The organism is Cupriavidus agavae (genome assembly GCF_004217045.1).
GTDB classification, from domain to species: domain Bacteria; phylum Pseudomonadota; class Gammaproteobacteria; order Burkholderiales; family Burkholderiaceae; genus Cupriavidus; species Cupriavidus agavae.
The window spans coordinates 287351-299057 of the sequence record NZ_SGXM01000005.1 but is presented as its reverse complement, the minus strand read 5'-3'; the positions used below and the strand labels follow the sequence as shown (position 1 = coordinate 299057).

General features: G+C 68.2%; 10 protein-coding genes. 7 read left to right on the top strand and 3 right to left on the bottom strand.

Going from position 1 to position 11707, the window contains the following annotated elements; all coding sequences use genetic code 11:
- The 3 genes from EV147_RS18950 to EV147_RS18940 all read left to right on the top strand — a co-directional run.
- The coding region (locus tag EV147_RS18950) for an ABC transporter ATP-binding protein (RefSeq protein WP_130392775.1) at positions 1-675 on the top strand (675 nt) is incomplete at its 5' end.
- Positions 676-704: 29 nt separating this feature from the next.
- Entirely contained in the window at positions 705-1592 is an 888-nt protein-coding gene (locus EV147_RS18945; RefSeq protein WP_130392774.1) for a branched-chain amino acid ABC transporter permease, read from the top strand.
- A complete protein-coding gene (locus tag EV147_RS18940) occupies positions 1592-2635 on the top strand; it encodes a branched-chain amino acid ABC transporter permease (RefSeq protein WP_130392773.1) in 1044 nt (347 codons plus the stop codon). Before EV147_RS18945 ends, EV147_RS18940 begins: the two co-directional genes overlap by 1 nt.
- Here EV147_RS18940 and EV147_RS18935 read toward each other — a convergent pair.
- The 3 genes from EV147_RS18935 to EV147_RS18925 are packed head-to-tail and all read right to left on the bottom strand — an operon-like array spanning position 2612 to position 4985.
- Positions 2612-3247, bottom strand: coding sequence for a flavin reductase family protein (locus EV147_RS18935; protein WP_130392772.1), 636 nt, complete (start codon positions 3245-3247; stop codon positions 2612-2614). The genes EV147_RS18940 and EV147_RS18935 overlap by 24 nt on opposite strands.
- Positions 3248-3259: 12 nt before the next feature.
- Entirely contained in the window at positions 3260-3994 is a 735-nt protein-coding gene (locus EV147_RS18930) for a GntR family transcriptional regulator (RefSeq protein WP_198680291.1), read from the bottom strand.
- Between the two features lie 31 nt (positions 3995-4025).
- Complete coding sequence (locus EV147_RS18925; RefSeq protein WP_130392771.1) at positions 4026-4985, bottom strand: polysaccharide deacetylase family protein; 960 nt, start codon at positions 4983-4985, stop codon at positions 4026-4028.
- Between the two features lie 233 nt (positions 4986-5218).
- Between EV147_RS18925 and EV147_RS18920 the strand changes: the two genes are divergently transcribed.
- From EV147_RS18920 to EV147_RS18905, 4 genes are all read left to right on the top strand, one after another.
- Entirely contained in the window at positions 5219-6394 is a 1176-nt protein-coding gene (locus EV147_RS18920; protein WP_130392770.1) for an ABC transporter substrate-binding protein, read from the top strand.
- 86 nt (positions 6395-6480) lie between these two features.
- Complete coding sequence (locus EV147_RS18915) at positions 6481-7359, top strand: branched-chain amino acid ABC transporter permease (protein WP_130392769.1); 879 nt, start codon at positions 6481-6483, stop codon at positions 7357-7359.
- A complete protein-coding gene (locus EV147_RS18910; RefSeq protein ID WP_130392768.1) occupies positions 7356-9944 on the top strand; it encodes a branched-chain amino acid ABC transporter ATP-binding protein/permease in 2589 nt (862 codons plus the stop codon). Before EV147_RS18915 ends, EV147_RS18910 begins: the two co-directional genes overlap by 4 nt.
- Positions 9941-11521 carry a gamma-glutamyltransferase family protein gene (locus EV147_RS18905; RefSeq protein WP_235844819.1) on the top strand — a complete coding sequence of 527 codons (1581 nt, stop codon included), beginning with the start codon at positions 9941-9943 and terminating at the stop codon, positions 11519-11521. The genes EV147_RS18910 and EV147_RS18905 overlap by 4 nt, the downstream gene beginning before the upstream one ends.
- The last annotated feature ends 186 nt before the right edge of the window (positions 11522-11707 follow it).

Genomic DNA, 11707 nt, shown 5'->3' with positions numbered 1-11707 from the left:
GCCTGGTACGGCGAATCGCACATCCTGCACGGCGTGGACCTGACCGTGAACCGTGGCGAGGTGGTCACGCTGCTGGGCCGCAACGGCGCCGGGCGCACCACCACCATGCGGGCGATCATGGGCCTGACCGGCGCGCGCAAGGGCTCGATCAAGGTGGACGGCCACGAGACCATCGGCCTGCCCACGCACAAGATTGCCCACTACGGCATTGGCTACTGCCCCGAAGAGCGCGCGATCTTCTCCAGCCTGTCGTGCGAGGAGAACCTGCTGCTGCCGCCGGTGCTCAAGAACGCCGGCAAGGGCATGAGCGAGGCCGAGATCTACGAGATGTTCCCGAACCTGCAGGAGCGCCGCCAGAGCCAGGGCACGCGGCTGTCGGGCGGCGAGCAGCAGATGCTGGCGGTGGGCCGCATCCTGCGCACGGGCGCCAACCTGCTGCTGCTCGATGAAATCTCGGAGGGGCTGGCCCCGGTGATCGTGCAGGCGCTGGCGCGCATGATCCTGATGCTCAAGAAGAAGGGCTACACGGTGGTGATGGTGGAGCAGAACTTCCGCTTTGCCGCGCCGCTGGCCGACCGCTTCTACGTGATGGAGCACGGCACCATCGTCGAGCGCTTCGCGGCCAGCGAGCTGCAAGCCAAGATGCCGGTGCTCAACGAACTGCTTGGCGTGTAGACAGAGAGACAGAAGGGATAACGCATTTCATGACATTCGATATTGGAATTCCCCTGCCGGCGCTGATGTCGCAGTTGCTGCTCGGGCTCGTCAACGGCGCGTTCTACGCCATGCTGAGCCTGGGTCTGGCCGTGATCTTCGGCCTGCTCAACGTGATCAATTTCGCCCACGGCGCCCTCTTCATGCTGGGCGCCGTGCTGGCCTGGGCCGGCATGGAGTACGCGGGCCTGAACTACTGGGTGATGCTGGCGCTCTCCCCGCTACTCGTTGGCGCGCTCGGCGTCGTCATCGAAAAGACGCTGCTGCGCTGGATCTACAAGCTCGATCACATCTACGGCCTGCTGCTGACGCTGGGCATCACCCTGGTGATCGAAGGCGTGCTGCGCTCGATCTACGGCGTCTCCGGTCTGCCCTACTCGCCCCCTGAGGCGCTGCAGGGTGCCACGGACCTTGGATTCATGATGCTGCCGAACTACCGCGGCTGGGTGGTCGTGGCATCGCTGGTGGTCTGCATCGCCACCTGGTACACGATCGAAAAGACCAAGCTGGGCGCCTACCTGCGTGCCGGCACCGAGAATCCGAAGATCGTCGAGGCGTTCGGCGTCAACGTGCCGCTGATGGTCACGCTGACCTATGGCTTCGGCGTCGCGCTGGCGGCGTTCGCCGGGGTGCTGGCGGCGCCGGTCATCCAGGTGTCGCCGCTGATGGGCCAGAACCTGATCATCGTCGTCTTCGCCGTGGTGGTGATCGGCGGCATGGGATCGATCATGGGTTCGATCGTCACCGGCCTGGCGCTGGGCGTGATCGAGGGCCTGACCAAGGTGTTCTATCCGGAAGCGTCGTCGACCGTAGTGTTCTTCATCATGGTGGTCGTGCTGTTGCTGCGTCCCGCAGGTCTGTTCGGGAAGGAAAAATAATGCTGCAAAACCAATCTCGCCGCGCCCCGTTCGCGGTCTACGGTGTAGCGCTGCTGGCCGTGGCCCTGGCGCCCGCGCTGGGCGTCTACCCGGTCTTCGTGCTCAAGGTGCTCTGCTTCGCGCTGTTCGCCTGCGCCTTCAACCTGCTGATCGGCTATACCGGACTGCTGTCGTTCGGCCACGCCGCCTTCTTCGGCGGCGCGGGCTACGTGGCCGGGCACGCCATGAAGGAATGGGGCCTGACGCCCGAACTTGGCCTGCTGGCCGGCGTGGCGTTCGCCGCGCTGGCTGGCTGGGCGATGGGCGCGCTGGCCATCCGCCGCCAGGGCATTTATTTCTCGATGATCACGCTCGCGCTGGCGCAGATGCTCTACTTCTTCTGCCTGCAGGCGCCCTTCACGGGCGGCGAGGACGGCATCCAGGGCATCCCGCGCGGCAACCTGCTGGGCGTCCTGCCGCTCGCCAGCGACCTGACGCTGTACTACGTGGTACTGGCCATCGTGGTGGTGGCGTTCGCGCTGATCGTGCGCACGATTCATTCCCCGTTCGGGCAGATCCTCAAGGCGATCAAGGAGAACGAGCCGCGCGCGGTGTCGCTGGGCTATGACGTGGACCGCTTCAAGCTGCTGGCCTTCGTGCTGTCGGCCGCCCTGTCCGGGCTGGCCGGGTCGCTGAAGGCGCTTGTGCTGGGCTTCGAGACGCTGACCGACGTGCACTGGTCGATGTCCGGCGCCGTGATCCTGATGACGCTGGTTGGCGGCCTTGGCACGCTGACCGGCCCCATCGTCGGCGCGCTGGTGGTGATCGCGCTGGAGAACAAGCTTGGCGACCTCGGCATGTTCCTGGCGAACACGACCGGCGTGGAGTGGTTCAACACCCTGGGCGAGTCGGTGACGATGGTCACCGGCATCATCTTCGTGATCTGCGTGCTGACGTTCCGGCGCGGCATCGTCGGCGAGATCATCGCCGTGGCAGACCAGTGGCGAGCACGGCGCAAGCCGGCCGCCACGCCGCTGGGCTCACATCTCGTCGATCGCGGTTGAGGCGGTGACCGCGCCGGCCTCCTTCTCCAGCGAGAAGCGGTCGCGCGTGGTCACGTAGAAGCTGGCGCCAAAGCGGCCCACGGGGAAATACTCCTGCAGCCGCACGCGCCAGCGCTCGGTGTCGATCAGTCCGTCGCGCGCATGCAAGCGCAGTACGCGGCCAATGAAGATCTGGCGGCTTTCGGTCTCCAGCGTTTCCCAGAGATTGCACTCGAACGCGACCGGCGCTTCCGCGATACGCGGTGGCGCCACCTGCGTGCACGGCGCCGGCGTAAGCCCGACATGGGCCAGTTCGCTGACGTCGGGTGGCAGCCGCTCGCCACAGCGGTGCATCTTCTCCGCCATCGCCTCGTCGCTCAGGTGCACCACGAACTCCCCCGTGCGCACGATATTGGCGGCCGTGTCCTTCAGCGCGCCATCGTCCAGCCGGTTCACGCTGATCATGACGATCGGCGGCTCCTCCCCCAGCATGTTGAACATCGAGAACGGCGCCGCGTTGGCGGTGCCATCGGGCCCGAGCGTGGTCACCAGCGCGATGGGACGCGGCACGATCAGGCTGGCCATGAGCTTGTAGCGCTGATACTCGCTGATCGCGCTGAAATCGATTTCCATGTGGTTCCTTGTTCAGGGCTGCGGCAGCCCGAGCATCTGCGCCAGGCTCTTCTCGCCCTGCATGCGTGAGGTTTCGATGCGCTGTTCCAGTTCGCGCAGATGCGCTTCCATGCGCGCCACGGCACCGGCGGCGTCGCGCGCTTCGATGCAGGCGACGATTGCGGCGTGCTCGTCGTGCTCGCACGGGGCATGGCCCGGCGGCTCGTACAGGCCCACGATCAGCGAGCAGCGCGAGACCAGTTCGGTCAGGTAGCGCTGCAGCACCGCGTTGCGGGCCAGCGCGGCGATCCGCAGGTGGAAGCCGCTGGCCAACCGCGCCCAGGACGGCTGGTCGAAACGGTGCATCGCGTCGTGCTCGTCGGCAAGCTGGCGGCGCAGTTCGCGCAGGTCGTCCTCGGTCACGCGCGCCACGGCCAGCTCCACCAGCACGCGCTCCATCGCACGGCGGGCCTCGAAGATCTGGCTGGTTTCCTCGGGCGTGGGCTCGGCGATGACCGCGCCCTTGTTCGGGCGCAGCGCCACGATGCCGTCGTGGGCCAGTTTTTCCAGCACGCGCCGCACCACAGCGCGGCCCACGCCGAAGAGGCTGCAGAGTTCGGGTTCCGGCAGCTTGGTGCCGGGCGTCAGCCGGTGGTTGAGCACGCCATCGAAAATGGCCTGGTAGATGCGGGTATCGGCATCCGGCGACTCGGTGGCCGGAGGCGCTTCGGTCGCGGGGGCGGGCTTCCGTGCGGCTTTGCTTGACATGACGTCGGTCAGTGAAACGATGGCCATGATGTTAGCGCGAAGCCTGCGCGCGCTGCGCCATCACGTCGCAGATGGCGCCCGGCGTGGTCATCCAGACTTCGCCATGCGAGCGGCGGGCAGCGATATGCGCCAGCGCGCGCCGCAGATGGCGCAGCCGGTAAGGCTGGCCAACCAGGTACGGGTGCAGCGCGATGCCCATCACCAGCGGCTGCGGGTGCTGCGGATGGTTGGCCTGCAGCAGCATCTCGTCGAACTGGTCGATGATCATGTCGGCAAACGCCACCCCGTCGAGTTGCCGGGCAATGATCATCGGGATGTCATTGAGCTCCTGCGGATACGGGATCGACCACAGCGCGCTGCCGTTGCGGGTCTGCATCGGCACGGGGCGGTCATCGTGCGCCCAGTTCAGCGTGTAGCGGTAGCCGGCCTCCGCCAGCAGGTCCGGCGTGTTCATGGTTTCAGAGATCCACGGCGAGAGCCAGCCGGCCGGGGCCTTGCCGCCGTGCGCCCGGATGCGGTCACGGCAATGTTCGAGCAGCGCCCGCTCGCCGGCCTCATCGAATTCGCTCTGCCGGTGGGCATTGGTATGGCCGTGGCCGATCAGTTCGTCCCCGCGCGCCAGGCACGCGTCGAGCAGTTCCGGGCAGTGATCGTAGAGCGCCGTATTGAGCAGGATGCCGGCCGGCATTTCCAGTTGGTCGAACAGCTCCAGACAGCGCCAGGCGCCCACCCGGTTGCCGTACTCGCGCCAGCTGTAGTTCAGCACGTCAGGCTGCGGCGATACCGGCCCCAGGTTCGCGCCCAGCCCCTCGCCGAACGCGAAATGCTCGATGTTGAAGCCCAGGTAGACGGCCAGCCGGGCGCCGTTCGGCCAGCGGAAGTCGTCGGCGTCGGTGATCGGCCGATACGGAAACCGCCCGTGATGGCGCAGCGGTCCGAAGCTGGGCGCCGCCGCCTGCGCGGCAGCCAGCGGGCTCGGATTGAGGGTCATGAACGTTGCCTTTCTTCTGGTTGGTGCATCGGCAGGCCGCTGCGCACCGCGTCCGTGCGCAGCGCCCCGTTTTCGATCGTATGCACGGTGCTGTCGATATCGTTCGCAAGTTGCGGGCCAGATCGTCAACGCTTTGAAACGGCGGATGTCGCGGACCTTGTGGCGATTTTGTCAACGCGTGGCATGGCTCTTGCGAGCGCAGGCTCCGAACCCAACCCATCCGGAGATCTGCCATGTTTCGTCCCCAACGCCGTGCACTGCTGGCTACCGCCGCTGCCGCCCTTGCGATGACCACGCTGCCGGCGCATGCCGCCGACACGATCAAGATCGGCCTGATCACGGCGCTGTCGGGCCAGTCCGCCCGGGCGGGCGAATCGTTGACGCGCGGCATCACGATCGCCATCGACGAAATCAACGCCCGTGGCGGCCTGCTGGGCGGCCGCAAGCTGGAACTGGTGCGGCGTGATGACGAAGGCAATCCGGCCAAGGGTGTGCTGGCCGCGCGAGAGCTGATCTACAAGGAGAAGGTGGCGGTGCTGTTCGGCGGGCTCGATACGCCTGTCTCGCTGGCCATCGTACCGATCGCCAACCAGGAGAAAGTGCCGTTCATGGGCCCGTGGGCCGCCGGCACGCCGATCACCCACAACGGCGCCAACCCGAATTTCGCGTTCCGCGTCTCGGCGGTGGACGAGGTGGTGGACAAGGCCATGGTCCAGTACGCGCAGAAGACGTTCAGCGCCACCAAGGTTGGCCTGATCCTCGTGAACAACCCCTGGGGCGAGTCGAACGAGAAAGGCATCGTGGCTGCCATGGCCGCCAAGGGCGGCAGGCCGGTCGGCATCGAGAAGTTCGAAGGCACCGACGTGGACGTGGTGCCGCAACTGGGCCGCCTGAAGGCGGCCGGCGCCGATGTGTTGCTGATGGTGGGCAACGTCGGCCCGTCCGCCCAGGTGGTGAAATCGCTGGACCGCATGGGCTGGAAGGTGCCGGTGGTCTCGCACTGGGGCCCGGCAGGCGGCCGCTTCACCGAACTGGCCGGCCCGAACGCGAAGAACGTCCATTTTGTGCAGACCTACAGCTTCTTTGGCGCGCAGACCCCGGTCAGCAACCGCGTAGTTGCCGATCTCAAGGCCAAGTACAGCGATATCAAGGGGCCGGACGACATCACCCCGGCCGTGGGCGTGGCCAACGCCTACGACGCCACCCAGCTTGCCGCGCTGGCCATCGCAAAGGCCGGCAGCACCAAGGGCGACGCGATCCGCGAGGGCTTCTACAAGATCGACCGCTACGAGGGCCTGATCAAGACCTACGTGAAGCCGTTCGCGCCGCAACAGCACGACGCACTGGGCGAGAACGACTACGTCTGGGCGCAGTTCATCGACAACCGGATCGTGCCGGTGAAGAAGTAAGGCGGCTGTTTTCGCCGCATGTGTTCTCCCCTCTCCCGCGCGCGGGAGAGGGGAGCACCCCGCAGCAACTTGAAGGAACACACACCATGTTATGGATTTCCGCCCTCATCAGCGGGCTCGGCCTGGGCAGCATGTACGGGCTGATGGCACTGGGGTTTCACATCACCTACGCGGTATCGGCCACGGTCAATTTCGCGCAGGGCAGCTCGATGATGCTGGGCGCCGTGCTGACGTACACCTTCGCCCAGACCATGGGTTGGCCGATGCCGCTGGCCATCGTGCTGGCGCTGGCGTTGTGCGCGCTCTACGGCCTGGCCGTCGAATTCCTGGCCGTACGCCCGTTCGCCAGCCGGGGCTCGAATGCCTGGCTGATGGCCACCGTGGCGCTCGGCATCGTGCTCGATAACGTGGTGATGCTCTGGTTCGGCACCGAGCCGCGCAGCCTGCCGTCGCCGCTGGCCACCCAGTCCGTGCAGCTCGGCAGCACCGGCGTGGGCGTCTATCCGCTGCAGCTCGTGATCCCGGTGGTGGGCCTGGCGCTGGCCGCCGTGCTGCACTACGTGCTGCGCAAGTCGCGCTGGGGCGTGGCAATGCTGGCCGTGGTGCAGAACCGTGACGCCGCACGCCTGATGGGCATTCCCATCCGCCGCACCATCGCCGGCGCGTTCGCGCTGTCGACGCTGCTGGCCGGCATTGCCGGCGTGCTGATTGCGCCGCTGTTCAACGTGCAGGCCGACATGGGCACCGTCTTCGGCCTCAAGGCCTTCGCCGTGGCGATCCTGGGCGGACTGTCCAGCGCCTGGGGCGTGATGGTGGCCGGCCTGATCTTCGGCGTTGCCGAGGCCATGATCACCGCATCGCTGGGCTCCAGCTACACCCAGATCATCACGTTCGCGCTGGTGATCGCCATCCTGGCCCTGCGGCCCGATGGCCTGTTCGGACGCGCGGAGGTGCGCAAGGTATGAACAAGACGATGAGTTCCACGGTATCCGCCCCGCTTCCCGTTGGCGCACCGCGCGCCGCCAGCCCGCTGTTCGGACTCGGCACGCCGCTGCAGATCCTGGCGATGGCCGCCGTGTTGGTCGGCGCCGCAGCGCTCGCGCTGTCGCTCAATGGCTATTTCGTGTTCGTGATCGCCGGGGTCGCCATGCTGGCGATCTGCGGCGTCGGGCTGAACCTGCTGCTGGGGCTGACCGGGCAGGTGTCATTCGGGCATGTCGGCTTCTATGCGATCGGCGCCTACACGGTGGCCATCCTGACCGGCCAGGCCGGCTGGAGTTTCTGGGCAGCGTGGCCGGCGGGCATGCTGGCCGCCGCCCTGCTGGGCGCGCTGCTGGCCCTGCCCGCCCTGCGCGTCAAGGGGCCGGGACTGGCGATGGTGACCATCGCCTTCGGCTTCATTGTCGAGCATGGCGCCGTGGAATGGCGCGGCCTGACCGGCGGGCAGAACGGGCTGATGGGCATCGCCCAGCCGTCGCTGCCCGGAGTGGAAGGTGGCGAGCGCGCGTTGGCGCTGATCGCCATTGCCGTGCTCGGCGTGGCGCTGGCCGCCTATGCCCGCATCTCGCGCGGCAGTTGGGGCGCCGCCATGCGCGCCGTGCGCGACAGCGAGGCCGCCGCCGCGTCGATTGGCGTGAACCCGCTCGTGGTCAAGACCGTCGGCTTCGCGTTCTCGGCCGCATTGGCCGGTCTGGCCGGCGGCCTGTTCGCGCCGCTGCAGGGCATGGTAACGCCGGGCATGTTCTCGTTCCTGCAGTCGATCCTGTTCGTGCTGGTGGTCATGATCGGCGGCGCGGGCACCGTGGCGGGGCCGGTGGCCGGTGCCATCGTGGTGGGCCTGCTGCCTGAAATCCTCTCCAGCCTCGAAAACCTGCGCCTGCTCTGCTTCGGCGTGCTGCTGCTGTTGGTGCTGTGGGTGGCGCCCACCGGCATCGTCGGCGTGGCCACGGCTGCGTTCCGCAAGCTGCATCCCAGGGCCGCGCCCGAACACGAGCCCGTGGCCGGGGCCACGCTGCCCACCCGCGCCCCCGAGGCCCGCAGCGGCCTCTCCGCGCTGGGCCTGTCGATGGTGTTCGGCGGCGTGCGTGCGGTGGACAACCTGTCGTTCGAGCTCCCCCCGGGGCATGTCACGAGCCTGATCGGGCCGAACGGCGCCGGCAAGTCCACCGTGCTGAACATGCTGTCGGGCTACTATCGGCCACGCGCCGGCGGCCGCAAGCTGGGCAGCGCGACCCTGCCCGCCCGTGGCGCCTGCCATAGCGCGCGGCAAGGCATCTCGCGCACCTACCAGACCACGCAACTGTTTGCCGGCATGAGCGCGCTCGACAACGTGGCCATCGCCCTGACGCGCGGCAAGCTTGGCACGCTGCTGGGCATCGCCGGTTTCACCGCCCCCGCCGTACGCGCCGAAGCACGCGCGCTGCTGGCCGCCTGCGGCTACACGGGCAACCCGGACACGAGCGCCGCCGACCTGGCCCACGTGGACCGCCGCCTCGTGGAGATTGCCCGGGCACTGGCGACGCGTCCCGCCGTGCTGCTGCTCGATGAACCAGCGGCCGGTTTGTCCCGCGAGGACAAGGCCACGCTGGGCCGCCTGCTGCGCAGGATTGCCGATAGCGGCGTGGCCGTGGGCCTGGTCGAGCACGACATGTCGCTGGTCATGGATGTCTCGGACAGCATCGTAGTCATCGATGCCGGCCAGCATCTGGCGGCCGGCACACCGGAAGCCGTGCGCGAAGACCCGGCCGTGCGCCGCGCGTATCTGGGCGACGCCGCTGCCGTCCCCGTCCGCCATCGGGCCGCATCGTCGGACCATGCGCCGCTGCCCGAGGTGATCGGCGTCAGCCGCCTGCGTGCCGGCTACGGTGCGGCGCCCGTACTGCACGACGTGGACCTGCAGGTGCGCGAGGGCGAGATGGTGGCGCTGCTGGGCGCCAATGGTGCCGGCAAATCCACGCTGATGCGGGCGATGGCGGGCCTGCACCGCCCGGTGCAGGGCGGCATCACGTTCGACGGCAACGACCTGGCCCGGCTCGATGCGGCACGCATCGTCGAACTGGGCGTGGTGCTGGTGCCCGAGGGCCGGCAGGTCTTCCCCGAGTTGTCGGTGCTCGACAACCTGAAGCTCGGCGCGTTCCCGTCAGGCCGCATTTCGCGCGGCGAGATGACGCAGCGGGTGGAATCGATGTTCACGCGTTTCCCGCGCCTGCGCGAGCGGCAGCATCAGCGGGCCGGGCTGCTGTCCGGCGGCGAGCAGCAGATGCTGGCCGTGGCGCGCGGCCTGATGTCGAAGCCGACCGTGGTGCTGCTTGACGAGCCATCGCTGGGCCTCGCGCCGAAGGTCATCGACGAGTTGTTCGCCTCGCTCGACACGCTGCGCGAGGCGTCGATCACGATCCTGCTGGTAGACCAGATGGCTGCGCTCGCACTGTCGCTGGCCGACCGCGCCTATGTGCTCGAAGAAGGCCGCGTGGTGGCGAGCGGCGATGCCGAAGCGCTGGCGCGCGATCCGGCGCTGGTGCAGGCCTACCTCGGCGGGCAGCACGGATGAGCCGGCTCGCCACTTCCTCCGCCGGCATGGTCACCAGCCCGCACGCGCTGGCCAGCGAGGCCGGACGCGACGTCCTGCGCGCCGGCGGCAACGCCATCGAGGCCGTGATTGCCATCGGCGCCACGCTGGCCGTCACCTACCCGCACTTCACGGGGCTGGGCGGCGATGCCTTCTTCATCGTCAGTGACGGCGCCGGCAATGTGCGCACGCTGTCCGGCATCGGCCAGGCCGCCGGCACGCTGCCCGAGTTTGGCGCCGCCATCCCCACGCGTGGCGCGGCTGCGGCGCTGACCACGGCAGCCACGGTCGACACCTGGGACCGCGCTTTCGGCATCAGCCGCAGCCAGTGGGGCGGGCAGCAGGACTGGAGCAGCCTGTTCCGGCGCGCCATCGCGCTGGCGCATGAAGGATTCGAAGTCACGCCCTCGCAACGCTTCTGGCAGGACTTCCGCAAGGACGAAATCGCCGGATGGCCCGGCTTCGCCCACACGTTCCTGCCGGACGGCCGGCTCCCGCAGGCTGGCGACATGCTGCGCCAGCCGGCGCTGGCGCACAGCCTGGAGCGCATTGCCACCCACGGCGCCCGCGAGTTCTACGAAGGCGAGGTGGCCGAGCGCATGGTGGCTGGCCTGCGTGAGGCGGGCTCGCCGCTGACGATGCAGGATCTGGCCCGCACGGCGGCGCGCGACGAGGCGCCGCTGCGCGTGGCCTATCGCGGCGGCGAACTGCTGAGCCTGCCGCCGCCCACGCAGGGCGTCACCACGCTGCAGATCATGGGCATCCTCGAACGGTTCGACATCGGCGGCCTGGCCGAGGGCAGCGCTGACTACTACCACGTGCTCGTGGAAGCCGTGAAACAGGCTTTCATCGAGCGCAACCGGTACGTGGCCGACCCCGAGTTCACCGACGTGCCGACACAGGCCATGCTGTCGCCCGCGCGGCTCTCGGCGCTGGCCGCGCGCATCGATTCCGCGCACGCGCTGCCCTGGCCGCACGTCTACCAGCACGGCGACACCGTCTACCTGGCTGCGGTGGATGGCGAGGGCCGCTGCGCCAGCGTGCTTCAGACCGTGTATTTCGACTGGGGCAGCGGCGTGGTGGCGGGCGATACCGGCATCCTGTGGCACAACCGTGGCGCGGCATTCGTCACGGACGCTACGCATCCGAACGGCATCCGGCCCGGCAAGCGTCCGTTTCATACGTTGAATCCCGGCATGTACCTGCGCGGCGGCAAACCCCGGCTGCTCTATGGCACGCAGGGCGCGGACGGTCAGCCGCAGACGCTGGCGGCCGTGCTGACGCGCATGATCGATCACGGCATGGACCCGCTGGCCGCGCTGTCGCAGCCCCGGTTCCTGCTCGGGCGCACGTTCTCGGACACCCGCGACAGCCTCAAGATAGAGGCCGATGCGGGCGACGATGTGATCGCCGCGCTGGCGGCGCGCGGGCACGAAGTCAGCGTGATTCCCGCGCAGAGCCCGCTGGCGGGCCATCCGGGCGCCATCGCGTTGTACGACGACGGACACCACGCCGGGGCACACGACCCCCGCAGCGACGGCATCGCCCTGCCAGTGTGAGGGGCTTGGGGCCAGCCGACACATTCCTGTTGCATCATCCAGGCAAGGCGAAGCCTGCATGACGCGCGGATGACAAGCGCGCAATATGTAGCGGTTTTGTATCGGCCCGGAACCCGGCCCGGGGCGCCCCGTCCAAAGCAATGTCTGTCGGCTGCCCGTCACGATGCAATGCAGCGTGCAAGCGTC